This is a genomic window from Selenomonas ruminantium subsp. ruminantium ATCC 12561 (assembly GCF_000424065.1).
GTDB lineage: Bacteria > Bacillota > Negativicutes > Selenomonadales > Selenomonadaceae > Selenomonas_A > Selenomonas_A ruminantium.
Map to the genome: position 1 here is coordinate 32251 of NZ_AUJE01000030.1, position 22006 is coordinate 54256.

The 22006-nt window shown below is 47.1% G+C and carries 13 protein-coding genes and 1 rRNA gene; all 14 read right to left on the minus strand.

The window, feature by feature from the left end:
* Positions 1-5 precede the first annotated feature (5 nt).
* On the minus strand, positions 6-875 hold the full coding sequence (locus G598_RS0111630; RefSeq protein ID WP_026767097.1) for a phosphoribosylaminoimidazolesuccinocarboxamide synthase: 870 nt from the start codon (positions 873-875) through the stop codon (positions 6-8).
* A gap of 179 nt (positions 876-1054) precedes the next feature.
* Positions 1055-4852 carry a helicase-related protein gene (locus G598_RS17875; protein ID WP_051180274.1) on the minus strand — a complete coding sequence of 1266 codons (3798 nt, stop codon included), beginning with the start codon at positions 4850-4852 and terminating at the stop codon, positions 1055-1057.
* Between the two features lie 22 nt (positions 4853-4874).
* Complete coding sequence (locus G598_RS0111640; RefSeq protein WP_026767098.1) at positions 4875-5837, minus strand: Abi family protein; 963 nt, start codon at positions 5835-5837, stop codon at positions 4875-4877.
* A 146-nt stretch (positions 5838-5983) separates the two neighbouring features.
* Complete coding sequence (locus tag G598_RS0111645) at positions 5984-9184, minus strand: DUF1156 domain-containing protein (RefSeq protein ID WP_026767099.1); 3201 nt, start codon at positions 9182-9184, stop codon at positions 5984-5986.
* Positions 9185-9209: 25 nt separating this feature from the next.
* A complete protein-coding gene (locus G598_RS17880; RefSeq protein WP_026767100.1) occupies positions 9210-9785 on the minus strand; it encodes a DUF7680 family protein in 576 nt (191 codons plus the stop codon).
* Position 9786: 1 nt separating this feature from the next.
* Positions 9787-13167 (minus strand): ATP-binding protein, encoded by a 3381-nt coding sequence (locus tag G598_RS0111655; RefSeq protein WP_080657027.1) that lies wholly within the window; start codon positions 13165-13167, stop codon positions 9787-9789.
* An 80-nt stretch (positions 13168-13247) separates the two neighbouring features.
* Complete coding sequence (locus tag G598_RS0111660; RefSeq protein ID WP_026767102.1) at positions 13248-13571, minus strand: type II toxin-antitoxin system RelE/ParE family toxin; 324 nt, start codon at positions 13569-13571, stop codon at positions 13248-13250.
* The gene (locus G598_RS0111665) at positions 13561-13821 is read right to left on the minus strand and encodes a type II toxin-antitoxin system Phd/YefM family antitoxin (RefSeq protein ID WP_026767103.1); all 261 of its coding nucleotides are present in this window, start codon (positions 13819-13821) and stop codon (positions 13561-13563) included. The genes G598_RS0111660 and G598_RS0111665 overlap by 11 nt, the downstream gene beginning before the upstream one ends.
* 103 nt (positions 13822-13924) lie before the next feature.
* A complete protein-coding gene (locus G598_RS0111670; RefSeq protein WP_026767104.1) occupies positions 13925-18181 on the minus strand; it encodes a 2-hydroxyacyl-CoA dehydratase in 4257 nt (1418 codons plus the stop codon).
* Between the two features lie 108 nt (positions 18182-18289).
* Positions 18290-19066 carry a tRNA pseudouridine(38-40) synthase TruA gene (gene truA, locus G598_RS0111675; RefSeq protein WP_026767105.1) on the minus strand — a complete coding sequence of 259 codons (777 nt, stop codon included), beginning with the start codon at positions 19064-19066 and terminating at the stop codon, positions 18290-18292.
* Positions 19063-19860, minus strand: coding sequence for an energy-coupling factor transporter transmembrane component T family protein (locus G598_RS0111680; protein WP_026767106.1), 798 nt, complete (start codon positions 19858-19860; stop codon positions 19063-19065). Before G598_RS0111680 ends, truA begins: the two co-directional genes overlap by 4 nt.
* A complete protein-coding gene (locus tag G598_RS0111685) occupies positions 19850-20716 on the minus strand; it encodes an energy-coupling factor transporter ATPase (RefSeq protein WP_026767107.1) in 867 nt (288 codons plus the stop codon). The genes G598_RS0111680 and G598_RS0111685 overlap by 11 nt, the downstream gene beginning before the upstream one ends.
* Positions 20706-21548: an energy-coupling factor transporter ATPase gene (locus tag G598_RS0111690; protein WP_026767108.1), complete on the minus strand. Its 843-nt coding sequence runs from the start codon at positions 21546-21548 to the stop codon at positions 20706-20708. The genes G598_RS0111685 and G598_RS0111690 overlap by 11 nt, the downstream gene beginning before the upstream one ends.
* 132 nt (positions 21549-21680) lie before the next feature.
* Positions 21681-21797, minus strand: a 5S ribosomal RNA gene (gene rrf, locus G598_RS0111695).
* Between the last annotated feature and the right edge of the window lie 209 nt (positions 21798-22006).

Here is a 22006-nt window from a genome sequence, read left to right on the forward strand (position 1 = left end):
TTTCGTTAAAATTTCTTACCCGTCAATACTTCGTATGCTTCCTTGTACTTGGCAATGGTCTTGTCAATGATATCCTGCGGAAGCTCATAATCGCTGTCCGGATTTGCCTTCAGCCAGTCACGGACAAACTGCTTGTCATAGGACGGCTGGCTCTTGCCTGCTTCGTAGCCTTCCAGCGGCCAGAAGCGGGAGCTGTCCGGCGTCAGCACTTCATCGCCCAGAACGATATTGCCTTCTTCATCCACGCCAAATTCAAATTTCGTATCGGCAATGATGATACCCTTGGTCAATGCATATTCCGCGCACTTCTTGTAGATAGCAATGGTGTAGTCGCGAATCTTCTCTGCATATTCCATACCATGGCCGGGGAATTCTTTTTCCAAAACCTTGGCGCCCTGCTCTAAGGAGACGTTCTCATCGTGGTCGCCCAGTTCAGCTTTCGTGCTCGGCGTGAAAATCGGCTCAGGAAGTTTTTCCGATTCCTGCAAGCCTTCCGGCAGCTTGATACCACAGATCGTACCATTTTCCTTGTAGCTTTCCCAGCCACTGCCCGTGATATAGCCACGTACAATGCATTCCATCGGAATCATATGCAGCTTCTTGCAGAGCATGGTGTTGCCCTTGAACTCTTCCTGCTGGAAAAATTCCGGCATATCCGCATTGTCTACAGACAACATGTGGTTAGGCAGGATGTCCTTCGTGAAATCAAACCAGAACTTAGACATCTGGGTCAGGACAGCGCCCTTGTCCGTAATCTTATTCTTCAGAATGTGGTCAAAAGCCGAAATACGGTCTGTTGCCACCATGATGATGCGGCCATCAGCCTCATACACTTCACGGACTTTACCAGATTTGAAAGGTTTGTAGGTTTTCATGAGTTATATCGTCTCCCATAAAAATATAAAGTTGTTGCGGAACTTTGAAAAGTTCCCTTCCGACTATTCCATAATAACGAGATTTTTTTGACCTGTCAATGATTTTTAGGACACATGTCCTTGAATTCTGCAGTAAACACATAATAGAAAATTCCTTAGAAGAACGTGTTCCCAATTGTCTAACGCTGCAAACTATCTATCAAATCCTGACAAGTCTGCTCTTTTTTCTTCTTATGCTTGGCAAGTTTGCTTGAGGTTCTATGACATAGTGCAATAGCTGCCCCAACCAGTAGAGGTGTCGTACAAATATGAGCTCTTCCGCCTGTTGAACTTATCGTAAATAAAGTTCTGTTACGATATTCCAGCATTTTAACAGGCAGTTCAAGCGTATATGCCTTGCGGGGATGTTCTTCTAATTCCTTGATAGCCTGCTGAGCAGACTCCATCCCTGTCTTTTCCAATAAAGCAATCGCCACATACTTAACCAACGCTCTATGTATCAAAGCATATTCCTCATTTATCTGTTTGTTTTTTTCTCGTTGCTCATAAAACTCTTGCTCTTTGGCAACCAAATTTGCCAGCTTTCCCTGTGCTTCTTCTATATCCGTTGTCGTAAGCGGCACCTGTGCAATGTTTATCTGCGACAACATATCATAAGATGTAACCAGCAAAGGACCACCATTTGCAGCTACTAAATATCCCACAGCTTCTCCGTCAGCTAAAGGAACGTTGATACGTCGTACATACGACTGATATTTCTCCAGCTTATCGGACATCTCACTTAGCAAAGAATCTATCGCCTTATTCCCCCAAGTCACATACGGCAATGCGGATGATGACATTTGTCTGTTGGTCGTTGTCTGCCAACCAGAAAAACCTTCATTTGCCGGCATTTCTATCCTATAACCACTCTCTGCTTTCAGAACTTTCATTCCCATAGATTTCAAATAAGCCGAGTTGATGATCGCATTATGCAAATCCTCCACTTTAGCAGGCTGCGGCTGTTTAGCCATCAATTCATGCTCCTTGTGATAAATATCATATTGTGCTTCAGCATCCAGTTCCATCTTCTTCGCATTTTCCATTTGCTTTTTCAGTCGCTGCCTAGCCTTTTTTTCTAATTTGACTTCATCAATCTTGCCCGAATGTAAGTCAATGAAATCCTGCGGCTCAATCGGCAATATAGAAACCTGCTGGCTGCCCACAATCTGACCTGCCTTTTTCAAACGATTCGTCAGTCTGCCATAGACAATTTCCTCGGTACTTCCTTGATAACACATATTGAGCACGAATATGTCTTTATGCTTCTGTCCGATACGGTCAATACGACCTATGCGCTGCTCAATTTTCATTGGATTCCAACCCATATCAAAGTTTATCAACATATCAGCTGTTTGCAGATTCAGACCTTCAGCCGCTGCATCTGTACAAAGAAGCACATCTATTTTTCCAGTTAAAAAAAGATTTTTTATCTCCTCACGAGTTACGCGGCGATAGCATCGTGCTTCCGCATCATACCATTGGGTCTCCTTTCCAGAATACACACCTATGTGAAGTCCCGGTGCTCTAGCAGACAGATATTCCCGAATACTCTGCAAGCTGTCAAAGAAGCGAGTAAAAATAACTGTCTGCTTCATACGATTACTGCTCCCCACAATACGTCTCTGCTCCAACCGATTAAGCAGTTCCTGAATTTTGGTCGGAGTATCATGTGACATAGACCCAAGCTGCGCCAGCATCTCCTGCAAGCGCTCCTGTTCCCAAGCCAAGTCTTCAGGCGAGCGATCTTTCAGTAGTGCATCCACGGATATTTCACTAATATCATTTTCATCTGTATCTTCCCCATCGTCTTCCAGCTCATTCAGATATTCCTGCAGCTCCTCTTGTGAAGAAAATTCATAAGCTCCAAATTTCAGCGTTACTTGTACACGCATCAAACGTCGCTCAAGCGTCTGCTGAATTGCAAAAAGGCTGGAAGCAAAGCGCAACTGTAAAAAATTCAGGTAGAAAGCCATCATTTGCTTGGAATCTAGCCGATGCGCATTGATTTGCTGCATGAGTCCTGCACAATAAACCTCTAACTGCGCATAGAATTCCTTCTCTTTGGAACTGAACTCAATAATAGCCAAAGGCAACACATGTCGCTTAGCCAGATTACTTTTCAGTTCCCCATGCTTTCGATACTCCTCCAACAATTTGCGCGTATGCCGCATCATAACGCGAGACAAAGGTGCAGCAGAAAAAAGTGGTTTCAATACTTCCTTTGCATCGTTTCCTCGAGGCTCCCTCTTGGCCAATTCCTTCAAGGCCTGACGATTTTTGCCATTTACAACCGTCTTTTCCATTAATCGCAATAAATACGGGTCAGCAGCCTCCAGTGCCGCATAACTTCTCCCCAGGAGCCGCCAATTATCTAGTTTCAACTCCTTGCCTTGAGCAATATAGGAAAGCAACTCATAATATTGTTCCAGCAGGTAAGGCTCATAACGAAATGCCGCCGTCCGTCCCATAAGCTTGGTCAGATCATAAACCTCAATGGGATCTATCTGCATAGGCGTAGCCGTAGCCAGCCACAAACTTTTTGTGCGTGCAGCAAAACCATGTTCAATACAGTCATAAAGCTTGCCATACTTTGGTTCTTCCCAATAGCCCTTTTGCGGATTAGAACGGCGAGCATAATGTGCCTCATCCACCAGTACCACATCAGCCAAAGCTGCCATTTTCAGCATACTACGTCTTTCCTTGCGACTGGCTAGTCCTGTGGATACTATGTTTAGTTCTGGCTCATAAAGGTCTTGATCCGTATATTCATTCTCATTCAAATCTTTATGCAGGATTTGGCCACTCTGACCAGCTTTTGGCTTGCTGCTATAAAAATCCAGCATAGCCTTCTCCGCCAATTCCCGCTGCCACTGTGCCGTTAAACTGGCTGGTGCAGCAATAAGCACACGCTTTATTCTGCCAGAAAGCAGTAAGCTTCGCATAGCCAAGGCAGATTCAATAGTCTTTCCCAGCCCCACTTCATCACACAACAGATAGGAATAAGGCCAGCTTTCCACCAAATGACGACTGACCATTTCTTGATGTGGCCAAGGTTCTACTGGAGCAGAATACATACCAATGTAGATTCCCCCCGGCATCCTAGGAGCGTCTTTCAGAACGGCAAATTTCAGCAATTCCTCAAGACTCGGCTCCAAAGTTTTATTGAGTTCAGCCGCACTTGTACCATCAATTTCTGTCAATTTCCCCTTAAGATTCCGCAGCTTCACCAGTTTTTCTCGCACAGCCTGTGGCAGAGACATCACTTTCATATGAGGATTTTTATTATTCCAAAGCCTGTCAAAATCTTTCCTAGCCTGTTCAATACGTTGTGCCTCCCTGCCTCCTTCCCAGGAACAGTTCACATCGATATTTTCAGCATTCAGCTTCAACGCTTGACGTGATTCATTAAGCGACCCCGCTCCCCGCAGACAATGCCCTTCTCTATCCTCCATGAGGAACCACTTTTCATGGACATAGCCATCTTCCGTGGCCTCCACTGAAAGCGGCTTCCCCGTCTGACCATGGAGACGAAAGGCAACCTTCACCTCCAAGCGCCCTTGAGCCACCATATATGCTAAAAGTGCTACACCTGCTTTAATATTTTCTGGCCAAGCCTCACTGTTTTCCAATTCACTGAGCAACGCATTATCGAATCGTGCCTTATCTCCAGCCAGAATTGCCTCAACATCTGCTAGTGCCATATCCGCACCAACGATAAGCCTCATTTTTCCTTGATTATTCAGAAAAGCCGTGTAACCTTCTGAAGCGGCTGCCAAAGATGTGGAGCGAAAATACCCTGCTACTCTGTCATATTTTTCAGCCCGCTGCAAGGCTGGAATGTAGAAATCATGCAAGATATCTACCGCACGGCCATCATCTTTTAAGGAAGATGTCTGATAGCTTACCTGCCAAGGATAATCCATAAAATCTGCCATAGAACAAGCCTTCCTTTCAATTTTACGTTGTTAATTCCATCACATCTAAACTCTGCCAATCACTCTCCAACCCCATAATCTTGCGTATATCATCACAACTGATTGATTTTAAGCGATAATTCAATTTCTTGTTTAAGGCATAATCGATATGATGAATCAGATTCTTATAACGGGTGGGTTGCAAAAAATATTTCATAGCAATCAGCAAGGCTAAAATATCCTGCGTACCATATTTATAGCCCTTTTCATTGCGGGGAATATCCAATAATTCATGTAAAGGTAAATTATTTATTGGGGTCGGCCTCTTTTGATCCCTTATATGGCAGTATACACGTTCACCATGCGCACATTTATTTCTAAATACGGCTATGAAGTCAATTAAAGACTTAAATTCTGCCGAAGATAAATGAAATGCACCTGCGACCTTTTCCTTATCCTCTTTGCACATACATGCATAAAACGAATTGATTTTACCAAATGTCATAACTTTGGATAATACCCATAAGGGGACAGAACCATACTTGTCCATGTAATGCTGCACCGCATTATGATGCTTCCGTTGTTTATCGATAAGCTTCAGTAAATCAAAAATAAGTGCATTGACACGCTTAAAATTACTAAACCCTTTGGCATTAAAAGCTTCCGGACGCAGATATGTAGTATGATCCTCACCATGATGTTTCGAAAACACATCAATAATCATCGCTTTCACACAATGCTCGATACGCAGCAGTTCCGGCAACAATAATTCCCTAAGTCTGCGGTCAAAAGAATACAGCGCCACGATTTCATAGAAGGAAGTCCCTGGTTTATAAGCATCCCCATTATTTGTAGAACTTATAAATGGTGTCTTATATCCATTCACTACATAATAATAGTTTTCATAAGTCAGAACCTGTCTGGCAAATTTTTTATTGCTTACAACGATATTACGACTTTCCAAAATAGCTATTTGCTCATCTACTGTTTTAAAGGGTTTATTCATGCCTATTGCTCCTTTACATACGAATAGCCCCCAATGCCATAAGCAAAGGGGGCTATCGTTTGTCCGGGGGTACGGCTGCGAACACCGATTCCCGAATCGCTCTGTCCATATTATAATCTTGATTGGACAAAAATGTCAAGAAAATCTTATGCTTTCAAGCCAAAGATAAGTCTCTGCGTTTCCTTGCGCAGGTCTTCACGACCACAATTATCTGCCCAAATTTGCAAAATATTAAGCAACTTGTTTTCACTGCCCGTACCGTACTTCTGCATGTAGGCTCTAGCCACAGGGATATCACCTTCACGATAAGCCATAATGATTCCCTGAACCATATCCCACTCCTGCTGAGGATTAGCCAAGCGGCGCGCATTGCGCTCCTCTGGAAGCACCAGCCGCAATTTGCTCCCCTTCTTCACCACAGGAGCATAGTAACCTTCGTCTTCCTCATCCCGCCTGCTGCGCTTATTGACTTCATCATTGATGCCAACCATGGCATCTTCCTCGTGATAGCCCCCCACTTTATTCTCCAAACGAATATTGAGGGACTTGGAAAGACTCAGAGCATCATCATAGGCAAAACTGCCCGTGCCGTATATCCCAAGCATAGTCAGTACAATACCCGCCTCCGGCTTCAAGTCATTCACAGACATCTGCCCACCGCTGATACGGCTCATCTGATACTGCGCCACCACTGTACTGGCCTCCCGCATGGCTGTGATTGGGGAAACAAGTTCATCCCCATCCATAACAGGCCAATGCTCTGAGAGGACTTTCAAGGCACTGCCATAACTGGCCACCATTTCATCCACTGCATTCAGCTTCAGCACTGCAAAATCCCTCAAGCTCTGCTCCACCGCCTGATGAATCAGTTGGCGTACGCCCGTACCGCCAAAACCTGACCAAATAGAAGGCTCTCGCTCCTCCATGTCACGTTTACGGCAGGCGATGAAGATGGAGCTGGCTGCCGCAGCTAAATCTTTCTGGTTCAAAGCAGCTGCAAATTCTGAATCTACCGGGAAAGTTGCCGATATAATCCAACCATTTTCAATAAGTGCTCTTGTCAAAGTCTCCCATGCCGCCTGTGTCTTATGGGTGAACATCATCGTCAGCACACCATCATCTTTCAAAACACGACGACATTCAGCAAAAATCTCGCTCATTCGCTGTTCATAAGCAGCGTTAGCTTCCTTAGCAGAACCATCCCTTACGGGATTAGCAACGGCCTCATCCCGCTTATTGGTCAGCCTTCGATTGAAAATATCAGGATAAAGTCCTTCAAAAGTTCGTTTTTGCCATACATAGAAGAAATCCGAAAGTTCCGCGTATTGAACATTGTTATAGTATGGGGGATCAACACATATGACATCTACTGTTTTATCATCTACATCCATATTAGCCGCTGAACCATGAAGCACTTTGGCCGCCTTTGCATTACTGCTTTCAACCAATTCACATATGCCCTTATAGGCATCCGTAACCTGTCCTTTACCCCAGGCTAAGCCAGAATTTTCCCCACTATATATAAGTTCGCCAAAAGTCCATTTCAAAGAAAAGTCGTGCCTGCTAAATGTACCTGATACACTGCCACGTTGAGGAATCCACCGTGTCTGCCGACTGTTATAGTCTATGCACTTATCCACCATATACTGCAAATAATGGATAATAGCCGTCCCCTTTTCCTGTCCCTCTGCCGCCAGAATCTCCTTGCTCATATTTCTCAGAGTTTCCATAGCGATGAGATGGCCTAAAAGCTGACGAGACGTAAACATATCACACCAACGTTCCATACCGTATATTCTAGGTCGATTGTCGTTCATCTCAGGAATCTTCTCCGTAGGAATCAAATCCATATCTTCCCAGCGGTTCCAATTCTCCTGTAGTTTCTCCTCTGCCCGTTGCAAAGCAGCAAAATCGGCCTCAGTAGGCTCACGGAAGAAGGTCACTTTCTCTGTACGGATTTCCCCCTTATGAGCACCGCTGGCATAGCATAGGATATTTCCTGCCTTATCCTTCTTCGGCTGGAGGCGGACACCTACCACGCAGTAAAGCCTATCCTGCCAGGTACCATGGTCGGACTCACCCCTGGCCTGACGCTTGATTTCCTCGCTGTCAATAGCCTGACCGCAATGCAGACAACGCCCAGTGCCCTTATTCACCGTACCTTCTTCGGGATTTTCCCCATTTGGTCCCTTGCCATTCACTAGACGTACAGGAATAAAGCGAACTTTCTTATTTCCCGCCATCCCTTCAATTTTCGGAATTACCATCCAACCGTCTTTTTTCTTGGCCAGCGCAAAAGAATTCAAAAGCGGCGCACGTTCACCACAATGCGGGCAGGTTACTTCACGGTAGTAGAGATAACCTTGATGGTCAAATTCAGGGACATTAAATTGCTCGAATATATCTTCTCGATTATTGCATTGTTCCTTAAGTTCCTGTAACTGAATCCCAAAAGGTTTTTCAAAATTGTAAAAATCTGCTGTTTTATCCGCTACATCTTTAACCAGTTTATCTGCATAATTTTCTATAGTTCCCAATAAGTCATTGCCAAATCTGGCAGGATAATCCAAGGTTGCCTTCTGAATAGCAGTAGCCACTGGATTAAGATCGTTGGCAATAACATTGCAACCTAATCTCATAGCTTCAAACGGAATTGAACCACCACCAGCCGTTGGATCAAGCACTGTGATATTGTTAAAATTCTCGTTTACAGGGTTGCTATATGCCCTGCCATAAGCATATAAATCCTCTGGGTCTATTTTTATTTCCTGACCAATTATATTCTTAACCTGAGTACTGGCTGCAAAATCAATTCTCTCGTTAGTCAATGCCGGATTAGCAACAACCGTCACCACCTCTATAGAATTTGACAACAATCCCAAGCTTAGACTTGCATTGTCCCTCAGCCATTCATTGACTAATTCATTTGACATAAGGCTTGTGTCACTTTGAATCAATTCATTAAGCAATCGGCGAACCGTTTCTCTCCGTTCATTTTCCTTTTCAAAAGCCCTCCAAAACTTATCTGTAACAGGAATGTACTCCCTATTTCCATCCCGCTTAACAAGCTCAAGATTCTTCCCCACCAATGTCCAGCGGTTGTCACCTATGATGGCTTGTTTCTTCACAATCCCCAAATCTTTCAAAAACACCTCAGGATCAGTATCAGCAGGCAAGATACTTCCCAACACAGCAGCCCGGCTAGGGGTAAGGGGACGGCGTGCCCACCATACATGCAAGAAATACAATGGCGGTAAAGCCGAACTTGCCCCACGTTCTCGTTTTGTCTCCGCCCCTACCTGTTGGCAGGGGAATTTTCCTTCGATTAGCTTCTGCTGGTATTCCATAACGTCTCTCCCTAAACTTTCTTAATTATTTCCGCATCTTATCTAAGATATCACGTATGACTTGCTTATCATCCTGCCGACCGGCCAGCATAAGCCGGAGGCCAGACTTAGCCCACTCTATGCCCCGACGGCCATATGTTGGCACGCTGACCTTGGTCAGCCAATAGAAGGTTTCCTCTCTGGTGAATCGCTCAATCCGCCAGGCCATCAATTCAACTCTGTCCGCTCTCCGCACCTGCGGATGAAGCTTGGCCAAGAGTGCCAGTTTTGCTCCAATGGTGTCATTCAGTGGCAGATTTCCCCGGTAAGCGATTTCTCCTTCCAGCAGCTTATCCAACCCCAGACTGCGCCCTGCTTCATCTGTGACTTCGGATAACATAACCTGAATTGCCCGCCTGCAATGGCGCAAAGCACCATTATAGATACAGCCATACTCCCGCAGTTTCTCTGTCTTCTTTTCTGTGGTATAACGCTCACTTAACACTAGCGCCGGACCCGTATAATCCTTTCTCACCGTAATCCGCATAATCCACGGCGCACTTTTCACGCGCAGGGCAGCCTCACTTATTATTTCCTCCTGCCGCTTGCTCAGCTCTGCCATCTCATTCTCCTTGTTTTAGTTCCTTTATCAATTCATCGTCCTCATTCGAAGTATCCTGTATCGTAATATAGCCTTCCGTATGCTCCGATACTTCAGCCACTCCCAAGATATCCATGAACAATTCATCCAATTTTTTGATATCCCTTGACGTTAGCCCATCAAACCGGATACGCATGGTAGCACCACTTGGCAAACGCAAATTAACCAGCTCTAATTCTTCAATGTCCTGCTGTGCTTTGCCTCGATTGTACCAACCACTAATATTTTTGAGCACCTTGTAAATCTTATGCGCACGCTCATTGTCGCTTATGTTGCCCAAGAAAGTCTCACTACCAGGAAATTCAAGCCAGCCACGCTCACTTTTTTCTCGCTGCGTGATTATAATATCTGTAGGCTGGATATCATGGAACTGCGCGCTGTACCCCTCAATGATATTCTCCGGTTTTTCCTGCTGGTTCACATCACCTACATAGCCACTGAAGCCTGCTGTTTTCAGTACCTCCCGCACGCCTTCCGTGATTTGTTCATCACTTACGTTAGCATACGTTGCCTTTACAGCTTCCTGTAAATCGCTGACAGGAGATGCACCACTAGCTGCCAAAACTTCCTTTATCCTAGCCTGAATCTTTTCCGGCGGCACATGGTCCTTTTCCAACCAGCCGGGACGCTTCTTAGCGCCCTCAATAGTCATCAACGAATAACCGCCTCGCAAGATATCTGCGCCCATAGCTACAGGATTTTCCTGTGTGTAGATTTCTGCAGGGACATCATCCGTACTATCGCCCATATGATAGATAATCCATACACCACTCGCAACGCCTTCCCTCAAGATGCGCTCAAGGACCCCCGTGTTGCTAAGCATTGGCCAGCGACGATTACAATAAAAACCCTTTGTCATTTCTGCCACAGGCAGCCGCTCACCATTCGCAAAGAATAGACTTTTCAAAGACTTTAATTCCGTGGTATTAAACGCTTTATCGTAGATTAGCTTATTCGTCTCTATCAAAGTCTGTGCTATCTGATTAAGGATAGTTGCTCCCGAATCGCCAGAATCTGTCCTGATTTCCCGGCACTCAATCTGCATATTATTAGCAAAATAAACCTTTTTATATAGCGCTGCTACTTCTGTTGACAATGCCATTTCTCGTTCCCGGCTGGTTTCTACAAATTCCGGGTCTTCCAATTTATGCGCATTGATGCCATAAGACGTAGGTTTATCCTTCAAATCATTTATAGCAATAACCTGCCGCGCCAAATCCTCTACATAGCTTAAGGGACGCGTATTATCCATATCATTACCGAATAGATTTTGACTATCATTATCCAGCAATACTTTCACCGTGCTCGGAATCAACATGACCACCATGTTCTGATGCAAACGGGTCATATTCGCTCCCTTCTCCTGCAAAAGTTTCATGGGATCGATTTCTTTGGCATCAAGAGCAATCACCGCTACTGTTGGCTTGGTATTGTTATCTGGTATATCCTGAGGCAAACGCACATCCTGCTGTACATTGAAAAGATGATTATCTGACAATAAGGTCCCAGCCAGACTTTTTAATTTTTGCTGGATTCTCTTGGTATTCACATTTTCACGAATCTGTGCCAAAACGCTATTGAGTGTAGGATCCTGATGTGCAAAATATTTACCATCCTCGCAACGCAAGTAAAAAGCACTGCGACCAATTTCCTCCAGTGCAGTGTTGACCTGAGATGGCGGCAATACAGGAGAACTGATCATGAAAAGTGCGTCCTGCTGATTTATGCCAAAGGCTTTTGCTGTCTTACCTTCACCTCTCGCCACCAGACTATTGAGGAACACCGTTTTCCATGTCAGCTCATACATAGGCAGTCCATCGGGGTGCGGATTTTTCCTATCCGCACGCTCAGCCTGACTAAGACCGCTTCCCAGACTGGCTGTTTCCACAGAACCAATATCTGTATTAAGTGCAGTCTTAAGGTCGGCACTACCTGTTCTCCCCAAAATTTCATCCACTGTAGCTGCATTGCGCATATCCACATTGCAAGTATGGATTAGACTAATAGGCATGGATTTCTGCCAAATATTCCTAATGGTCAAAGCCAGAACACGTAAAACGCCTCGTGTACCTTGGAAATTTTCAGCCAAAGACAGTTTGTTATTTAAATAATCAATAAACGTTGGATGAAACGGATAATTTTCCACCATACGCTGAGCAAAATTCGCCATATTGGCCTCTTCCGGCAACAACGCAGCATTCTTGGCATACATTTCCGCATAAGCATGACTGACTTCTTGAGCAGCCGACATATCTATGCTTTTAAACAGTCTCTTGGCCAAAATGGGTGCAATCTCGCTGGCCTGCACTGGCGTGACAGGTTTTGCATTACGACTGATGACACTACCGGCGCTCTTGCTTGCTCTCTGGGCAATGGCACCAGCATCATCCTTCGTAAATTGATTAGTACCTATAATATCATTAAGTTTCTGCGACAATGCCTCTGTTTGTTTAGCAAATGCATCACTGCTGCTAGCTAATGTTACAATAACGGCAATCCCAGCATGATTTTGTGCATAGTTATTAAGTGACATCAAAAAAGCACTTAGCTGGTCAGCACCTTTCCCTGGTAATACGACTTCCAAACGAGAAGCATATTGCGCCAACTCATCAAACATCAAAATAACTTTACGTTCACCCAGTACTTTCTCAAAAAAAGTCAAGCCTGGCGCAGCGTATTCCTCAGCTTCATCCTTAACTTCCCGATAAAGTGATTCACCACCAAGCTGTAGAGCCATTTCTCCCCAAATAGTATATGGGGAAAGTTTATCCCCCTGTGTTTTGCGCACAGCCAGTTCGTCACCGGCAATACCAACTACACTTACGGTACCAGCCTCAGGCAAGTAACTACTATCAATCAGCCCCTGTGTAACATCTTTCAATTCTTTACCACGATAAGCAATATGTACACAGGAAATGAGCGAGTGCGTTTTACCTCCACCGAAGGCTGTTTCCAACTTCATTACAGAATCTGCCGTCATATCACCAGAAATACGGCGAAAAACATTGCTCAAAAGCTGTTTTAAGCCATCGGTAGGATAAGTGGCCTCTCGGAAGAACAGTTCTGCATCTGTATACACTTTATCAATATTAGCCTTCCCCTGTTTATGATAATAATCAATAACAGGCCTCAATGCAGCAGTAAAAACTTCCAGATTCAAGGTTCCGTCAATAATTCCTTGATGTGGTCTGCATGCTTCCAAAACAGTCTTCATAGCAAAAATCCTTCCTCTTCGAGCACAAAAATAAGACATTACAGCTGGTTTCCCCACTGTAAAGCCTTGTTTAGCTAATTCCCCCAAAGTGTACTTTATGGAACAGACATCAATATTTTTTGCACTCATTTACAAATGGTGTTTTCTTACAAAAATATCCTCATCTTAGAAGTATACCTTTTAGAATATGCTTTGTAAAGAAAACTCACTTAAATATAAGGATCTACCTTCACCACATAATTCTCCAGCATATGAAATACGCCAACTACATATACCGTCTGTCCATCTACACGAAATACAATCCGATAGCGCATCTTAGGCAAAAACGCTTCCCGATATCCCTGGCGTTGCAAAAATACATCCGGACTTTCCGGAAACTGATAGGGATTTTCTTCCAACCTTCGGTATACGGCATCTAAGCCATTCAGAAAATGTATCGCTGCATCGCGGTTATGCAATCGATTGATAAGATATCCCGTCAGCTTATCAATCTGATCGTTGGCTCGCTCTGCAATTTGCAAATTATAAGCCATACTTTGCCCTCACAGATGCCAAACCTTCACGAGCAGGCATAGCCTGGCCTCTGGCAATCTCTGCTTCAGCTTGTTCTATCTCGCTATACATATCCCATTTTTTCTGCATAGACTCAAAAACTTCCATACTCATCAAGACCATATCGCCATATCCATTTTTCGTCACAAATATAGGGCTGTCTGCCTGATGGCACATTTCAGAAATAGCCGCTGTATCCTTTAAATCTTTTATCGGTATTATCTGTGGCATAACACCGCCCCCTTTCTATGTGATAATTATACCATAATTATCACATAAACTACAAACATTATATACAAAATTTGACCCGTCAAAATTGACGGGTCAAATTAACTCAGTGATTCATCACCGCATCTTTATGCTCTTGTTTGTCCTGCTGCGGACCGCGCTCTTTAGATACGGCCAGCATGAGTTTGAGTCGGTTAAGCTGATTTACTTCACTCGAACCAGCATCGCAGTCGATGGCCGTGATATTGGCTCCCTTGTAGGCGTTGCGCAGTTCATGCATTACGCCCTTACCCGTAATATGGTTAGGCAGGCAGCCGAAGGGCTGCAGACAGACTACATTGGGTACGCCGGAGTCGATGAGCTTGACCATTTCGCCGGTCAGGAACCAGCCTTCACCGGCCATATTGCCCAGGCTTACATGGCGTGATGCCATCTCAGCTGTCTCATAAATGGAATGAGGCGGCGTGAAATGACGGCTCTCTTTGAGTGCCTTTTTCATGGGACGGCGGAAGAATTCGAGTATCTTGATAAACATCTTGCCGAAGACTTCTTCCTTGTAGGAACCAGCGAGCAGCTGCCGCTTGGCAATGGCATCATAGCCTGAATAGAGGAAGAAATCCACAAAATCCGGCATGACTACTTCGGCACCTTCGTCCATCAGGACTTTTTCAATATGATTGTTGGCCACGGGATGATACTTCACGAGGATTTCGCCCACAATGCCGACCTTCGGTTTCCAGAGCTGTTCATCAATGGGCAGGTGGTCAAATTCCTTGACCATGGCCTTGATGTTTTTCTGGAAACGGAAGTAATTGCCCCGGACGATTTCTTCCTTGGCGCGTTCCATCCACTTATCAAACAAGGATTTCGTGGAACCCTTGGTGATTTCATAAGGCATCATGCGGTTGCGCACGTTCATGAGCGTATCGCCGTACACGGCTGCCTTGATGGCATCTACGAGCATGCCACGGCCCATATGGAAGGAATCTGTTTCCTCCTTGAGCCCATGAATCGCAAACACCGGCACCTGCGGGAAACCGGCATGTTTTAACGCCTGCCGCAGAACACTCAAATAGTTGGTGGCCCGGCAGGCACCACAGGTCTGGAACAGCATGATACTTGTATGGTCGGGGTCGCAGAGTCCGTCCTTCAAGGCGGAAATCAGCTGACCGATAACCACAATGGCCGGATAGCACATATCGTTATGCACATACCGCAGCCCCGTATCAATGGCGTGCTTGTCCGGCATCGGCGGAATCACAGCCTTTAAGCCATGCTTGTTGAGCACGGTCTTAAAAAGTTCAAAGTGAATCGGCGCCATCTGCGGGGCCAGCACGGTATGGGTCTTTTTGCAGTCCTCCGTAAAGTGCGGCCGCTCGATATCCGGCACAGCCTGATAGGCAATGGGCTTTTTGCGGGCGAGCGCCGCCATCAGGGAGCGCAGACGAATCCGCGCCGCACCGAGGTTCGATACCTCATCCAGTTTAATCATCGTGTAGATACGCTGATGTTTTTCCAGAATGTCCTTGACCTGCTCCGTGGTCAAAGCATCGAGGCCGCAGCCAAAGGAACTGAACTGAATCAGCGTCAGGTTGGGGTGCTCGGCTACGAACTGCGCCGCATGATACAGACGGGCATGATAGCTCCACTGGTTGACCACCTGCAGATGCTGTGCCTTGACTGGCAGATGATAGACGGCATCTTCGGACAGGATGGGCAGTTTATAGGACTGAATCATCTCGGGAATGCCGTGGTTGATTTCCGGGTCCACATGATAGGGACGGCCCACGAGCATAATCGCCTGCTGTCCGGTGCGCTCAATATGCTCCAAAATCTTTTTGCCATAATCGCGCACATCTTCGCGATAACGGGCAATTTCCACATAAGCTGCTTCCACGGCCCCGGCGATTTCCTGCTTGCTAATGTTTTCCCGCTTGCCAAGTTCCTCGTAAAGGCGGGCCGTCAGGCGCTTTTTATCGTTTATGGGCACAAAGGGCTGAATGAATTCCACTTTCTGCTGGCGCAGAACATCCATATTCCCACGGATATTTTCCGCATAGGACGCCACAATCGGACAGTTGAAGTGATTGTCCGAATCATGCACCTCGTCCTCCATGTTGTAAGGCGCGCAGGGATAGAAAATCTTCTTGATTCCCTTCTCCACCAAATCCATGATATGGCCATGGGTAATCTTAGCCGGATAACACAGGGAATCCGACGGTACCGTGGCCATGCCCTTGTAGTACATCTTCGCACTGGACTTGCCCGACAGTTCCACCCGATAGCCCAAGAAGGTCAGGAAGGTGAACCAGAAGGGATAATCCTCGTACATATTGAGCACACGAGGAATACCAATCGTCCCACGGCTCGGATGTTCCAAAGGACGATAATATTTGAATACGCGGTTGTATTTATACGCGTAAATATTCGGCGTTTCTTCTTCGGTCTGTTTCTGGCCGCCCACGCCGCGTTCACAGCGGTTGCCTGTGAAATACTTGCCGCCATCCGGGAATTTCTGCATGGTAATCAGACAGCTGTTGCCGCAGCCTTTGCAACGGTAAGAGCTGGTTTCTACATGGAATTCCTGCAGTTTATCCAATGGCAGAATAGACGAATGCTCCTGCCCGCTTTCCTGTGCCAGAATCGCAGCACCATAAGCCCCCATGAGGCCGGCGATATCGGGACGGATAACTTCTCTGTCCAGCAGTTTTTCCATGCAGCGCAGTACCGCGTCGTTATAGAAGGTACCGCCCTGCACGACGATATGGTCGCCAAGTTCCCGCACATCTTTGAGCTGCATAACCTTGAACAGCGCATTCTTGATGACGGAAAAGGCGATGCCCGCAGAAATATCGGCGACTTCTGCCCCTTCCTTTTGCGCCTGCTTGACCTTGGAGTTCATGAACACCGTACAGCGCGTGCCCAAATCCACAGGCGCCTTGGACTTCAAGGCCTTCTGCGCAAACTGCGCTGGCGTCATGGACAGACCTTCGGCAAAGTTCTGGATAAAGGAGCCACAGCCTGCCGAGCACGCCTCATTCAGCGTAATATTGCCGATGTTGCCGTCTTTGACGAAGAAGCACTTCATATCCTGACCGCCAATATCGAGCACAAAGGTGACTTCCGGACAGAACTCCTGGGCAGCCCGCAGATGGGCAAAGGTCTCGACCTCGCCGCCATCAGCGTGCAAAGCCGCTTTGACAATGGCTTCACCATAGCCCGTGGTCATGGTGCTGGCGATATAGGCACCTTCCGGCATGGCCTTATAGAGTTCCTGCATTTCCCGCACAACTGTGGAAAGCGGCGAACCCTGATTACTGCCATAGGAAGTGTAGAGAATTTCCTTATCCCGGCCAATCGCCGTTATTTTCGTGGTGGTGGAACCGGCATCAATGCCCACGTAAACAGGCCCTTGATAACCTGCTATATCCCCGCGCTTTACCTTGTCCTTATCGTGACGAGCCTTGAATGCTTCATACTCCGCATCATTTTCAAATAAGGTGAAGTCGGCCTTGCGCGTTTCACTAGCGGCAGCAGTTTTCGCTTCCGCAATGCTCTTTTCCAGTCGTGCTACATCAATCTCCTGTGCTTCCTCGGAAAGTGCCGCGCCCATAGCCACGAAATAATTGCCGTAATCCACGTTGACCACATGCTCATTATCTAACTTTAATGTTTCGATAAAACGTTTGCGCAATTCCGGCAAAAAGTGCAAAGGACCGCCTAAGAAAGCCACATGACCATCAATGGGGCGCCCCTGCGCCAAGTTGCCAATGGTCTGATTGACTACCGCCTGAAAAATGGACAGGGCGATATCGGCTTTTTCTGCACCGTCATTCATGAGCGCCTGAATATCCGTCTTAGCAAACACGCCGCAGCGCGAAGCAATGGTATATATCTGTTTGCCCTTGGCGGCCAGCTCATTAAGTCCGCTGGCATCCGTAGAGAGCAGCGATGCCATATGGTCGATAAAAGAGCCGGTACCGCCGGCACAAACGCCGTTCATGCGCTGTTCCGGTGCTTCACCGAAGTAGGTTATCTTGGCATCCTCGCCGCCGAGTTCCACCACGGTATCCGTCTGCGGTATGAGATTTTTGACTGCCGCTGCGCAGGCAATAACCTCCTGCACAAAGGGCAGACCTATACGTTGCGCAATGCCCATGCCTGCCGACCCAGTAAGCGCGAAGGTAAACTTCTTCTCTCCCACCAGAGATTTCAGCTGCGTCAGATTCTCCTGCAAGGCATTGCCAATTTCTGAAAAATGCCGGGCATAGTTCTTGTAGAGAATGTTCTTCTCATGGTCAAGCACCACCAATTTAATGGTCGTGGAGCCCACATCTATACCCACATTCAATAGGGACTTCATAGTTTCACCACCTGAGTTGATTCCATTAAACCTCTTTTTCAGGTTCCTTTCATATTATATAAAATTCAACCATGCCTTGCAAGTTCATTTGTTACAAAATGCACTTAATCAATACTCAACACTGTATAAATATAGCCCACATGCAGGCGCTGTCGCACTGGCCTGATGGCGGTCAAGGCTCTCCATAATCTCCGCAAAGCGCTCCACGCTGATGCGTCCCAAGCCTACGTTTGCCACCGTCCCAATGATATTGCGTACCATGTGGTAAAGGAAACCATTGCCATAGATGGTAAATTCAAGCATATCCCCCGGCCGTTCCTCTACCTTGGCTTCATAAATCGTACGCACCGGACTCATCGGCGCGCCGCCTGCAGCCCGAAAAGCGCTGAAATCATGCGTGCCCTTGATTAAATCGAGCGCCGCCTGCATCTTGGACAGGTCAAGGCTGCGCCGTTCATACCAGGCATAGCGGGCAGTCAAGGGATTGGGCGTTGCGCCCTGCTGTATGCGGTAAATATAGGTCTTGGCCTTGGCACTATGACGGGCACTGAAATCCTCGTCAGCCTCCCAGGCCTCCTTGACCACGATATCATCCGGCAGCAGGCTGTTCACCGCCAGCGGCACGCGCTCAATGGGAATGCGGCCATTGGTAAAGAAGTTGACCACCTGCCCATAGGCATGAACACCGGCATCCGTACGGCCAGACGCCGCAAGTTCAATGCTGTCGCCAAAGATAACAGCCAGTTTCTGTTCCAAAACATTCTGCACCGCAACTACCGGCGGACTCTGCCGCTGAAAGCCATGATAGGCTGTACCATCATAGGCCACCTTTAAGGCGATATTGCGCGCCCGCGCCTTCATTTCCTCTTTATGTTCCGTTTTCATAAACCGTAACTAACTCCTAATCCGACACTCAATACGGCAAAGACACCGATTGCCACATAGTCCAGCCGGCCCAGCTTCATTTCCTTCATGCGGGTACGGCCTTCGCCCCCACGATAACAACGCGCCTCCATCGCCAAGGCCAAATCATCAGCCCGGCGAAACGCCGACAAAAAGAGCGGCACCAAAATCGGCACCATATTTTTAAGCCGTGACATGATGCTGCCCGTGACAAAATCTGCCCCGCGCGACTGCTGTGCCTTCATGATTTTATCCGTTTCACTGATAAGCGTCGGGATAAACCGCAGGGCAATGGTCATCATCATCGCCAGCTCATGCGCGGGCAAGCCCAGACGCTTAAACGGCGACAGCAGGCTTTCGAGCGCATCGGTCAGCTTCAACGGGCTGGTCGTGAACGTCAAAAGCGTACTCAAAATAATCAGCAGCATTAACCGCACACTGATTAACGCTCCCTGTTCCACACCTTCCTGTGTGATGACAAACTGCCAGATACGGTAAATTTCCCTTCCCGGATGGCTGAATAAATGCAGGACAAAGGTAAAGAGAATAATCCACCACAAGGGCTTTAGCGAACGCAGAACCATGCGCAAGGGCACCTTGGAAGTCATAATCAGCAGAAAGGTTATCCCCGTCATCAGGAGATATACCGGTGCGCTGGTAAAGACAAATACTTCAATGAGCAGAATGAGCAGCAGTAAAATCTTCACCCGCGCATCCAGCCGATGCAAAAACGAATCGCCGGGGAAATACTGCCCAATCATTATATTATTTAACATGAAAGACCCTCCTGAGGGATTGCAACCCTGCCTCCGGCGTTATCACATTGCTGTCCACGGGCAGACCTGCCTGCGCTAAACGCTGCATGATTTGCATAATCTGCGGTTGTTCTAACCCTGTTTCCTGCAATAACTGCGCATCGGCAAAGATATCTGCCGGTTTTCCCGCTGCCCGCAGGTTCCCTTTTTCCATAACCACCATCGTATCCGCCAAACGGGCAATATCCTCCATACTGTGCGAGACAAAAACGATGGTCAGCTTCCATTTTTTATGCAGGCGCTGAATCTCTCCCATCAGCTCATCACGCCCCCGCGGGTCAAGACCGGCTGCCGGCTCGTCAAGAATCAGATACTTAGGGCGCATGGCCAGCACGCCGGCAATAGCCACGCGGCGCATCTGCCCGCCGCTCAGGGCAAAAGGCGATACGTCTTTGTAATCTTTATAAGACAGCCCCACAAGTTCCATGGCCTCGCGCACGCGCTCCTGCACTTCCGCTTCGTCCAAGCCTTGATTCTGCGGGCCAAAGGCGATATCTTTTTCCACGGTTTCTTCAAAGAGCTGCGTTTCCGCATACTGAAACACCATGCCCACCTGCTGGCGGGCATGCCAGGCCTTTATCTTTGCCGCCTTATCCTTGCCCGACAGGTTTACGCCGTCCACGAGCACTTCTCCGGCAGCCGGCGTAAGCAGACCATTGAGATGCTGCACCAGCGTGGATTTGCCCGAACCCGTATGCCCGGCAATAGCCGTAAAGCTGCCTTTCTCAATGGTCAGGTTCACTTTATTCAGCGCGACGCGCTCATAAGGAGTCTTTGGCATATATATGTAAGTAACATCTTTTAACTCAATGGACATAACAAGCCTCCAAGGCGGTAATCAAATCATCTGCGCTCAAAATATCCGCGGGCAGCGGCAAACCGTCCTTGCGCAAATTCCAGGCAAGTTCCACAGCCAACGGAACATCAAGTCCCAGCTTATGCAGCCGCGGTGCATCGGCAAAAATTTCCTGCGGTCTGCCCATCTGCACCAGCTGTCCCTTTTCCATCACAAGGACTTTGTCGGCCTTAGCCGCTTCATCCATAAAATGCGTAATGCAGATAAGCGTCAGCCCACGCTCCTGATGCAAATGTTCCACCGTGCCCATCACTTCCCTGCGCCCCTGTGGGTCAAGCATGGCCGTAGACTCGTCCAAAATCAGACAATGTGTATCCATTGCCAAGGCACCGGCAATCGCAACACGCTGTTTCTGCCCCCCGGATAAGAGATGCGGGGCAAACTTGCGAAAATCTTCCATGCCCACAGCCCGCAGGGAATCGGTCACTTGCTGACGGATTTTTGACGGCTCCATACCGATATTTTCCGGGCCAAACGCCACATCATCTTCCACCACACCGGCAATCAGCTGATTGTCCGGATTTTGGAACACCATACCCACCTGCCGCCGAATTGCCCAAATATCCTCCGGCTTTTTGGTGTCCAAACCATTAATCATACACTCACCCTCGGTGGGCTGCAGCAAGCCATTCAAATGCCGCGCCAATGTGGATTTTCCCGAACCATTGGCGCCTAAGATGGCGACAAACTCGCCTTCTTCTATCGTAAAGCTCACATCTTTTAATGCACAAAACTCCTGTTCTGTGCCTTTTCCATATATATGTGTCAGATTGTTTACCTCTATAAATACCATTGGACTTCCTCTTTCACTAGAATCACAACACAGAGCCTATTATACAACAAAATCCCTGCGCGTCACAACATAAGCCGGCAGGGAATAAATCTTTGGCATAAGAAAAAGCACCCCGCAGGGTGCTCATCACTTAACTGGCAACGCCCTATCCTCCCAGTCCGTCTCCAGACAAGTACTTTCGGCGTATGAGTGCTTAACTACTGTGTTCGGTATGGGAACAGGTGGAACCACTCAGCTATCGTCACCAGATATTTAATTGAGTATATATGCTACACTCAAAACTATACAGAAGAAAAGCAGCGAAGCGCGCCTTTAGCCGCCCTGAGTCGCTTTGCCGTTTTGCGAAGCAAAACAGCTTCATTAAAATGTCGAACATTTTAGCTTTAGAAAGATAAGCCCTCGATTTATTAGTATTGGTCCGCTGCATGCCTTACGGCACTTCCACTCCCAACCTATCT

Excerpts from the sequence above, each read along its gene's own strand:
- G598_RS0111690 (WP_026767108.1), bottom strand. The coding sequence starts at position 21,548 with ATGGTATTTATAGAGGTAAACAATCTGACACATATATATGGAAAAGGC.
- G598_RS17875 (WP_051180274.1), bottom strand. The coding sequence starts at position 4,852 with ATGGCAGATTTTATGGATTATCCTTGGCAGGTAAGCTATCAGACATCT.
- G598_RS0111660 (WP_026767102.1), bottom strand. The coding sequence starts at position 13,571 with ATGGCTTATAATTTGCAAATTGCAGAGCGAGCCAACGATCAGATTGAT.
- G598_RS0111680 (WP_026767106.1), bottom strand. The coding sequence starts at position 19,860 with ATGTTAAATAATATAATGATTGGGCAGTATTTCCCCGGCGATTCGTTT.
- G598_RS0111670 (WP_026767104.1), bottom strand. The coding sequence starts at position 18,181 with ATGAAGTCCCTATTGAATGTGGGTATAGATGTGGGCTCCACGACCATT.
- G598_RS0111685 (WP_026767107.1), bottom strand. The coding sequence starts at position 20,716 with ATGTCCATTGAGTTAAAAGATGTTACTTACATATATATGCCAAAGACT.
- G598_RS0111630 (WP_026767097.1), bottom strand. The coding sequence starts at position 875 with ATGAAAACCTACAAACCTTTCAAATCTGGTAAAGTCCGTGAAGTGTAT.
- G598_RS0111655 (WP_080657027.1), bottom strand. The coding sequence starts at position 13,167 with ATGAGTGCAAAAAATATTGATGTCTGTTCCATAAAGTACACTTTGGGG.
- G598_RS0111645 (WP_026767099.1), bottom strand. The coding sequence starts at position 9,184 with ATGGAATACCAGCAGAAGCTAATCGAAGGAAAATTCCCCTGCCAACAG.
- truA (WP_026767105.1), bottom strand. The coding sequence starts at position 19,066 with ATGAAAACGGAACATAAAGAGGAAATGAAGGCGCGGGCGCGCAATATC.
- G598_RS17880 (WP_026767100.1), bottom strand. The coding sequence starts at position 9,785 with ATGGCAGAGCTGAGCAAGCGGCAGGAGGAAATAATAAGTGAGGCTGCC.
- G598_RS0111640 (WP_026767098.1), bottom strand. The coding sequence starts at position 5,837 with ATGAATAAACCCTTTAAAACAGTAGATGAGCAAATAGCTATTTTGGAA.
- G598_RS0111665 (WP_026767103.1), bottom strand. The coding sequence starts at position 13,821 with ATGCCACAGATAATACCGATAAAAGATTTAAAGGATACAGCGGCTATT.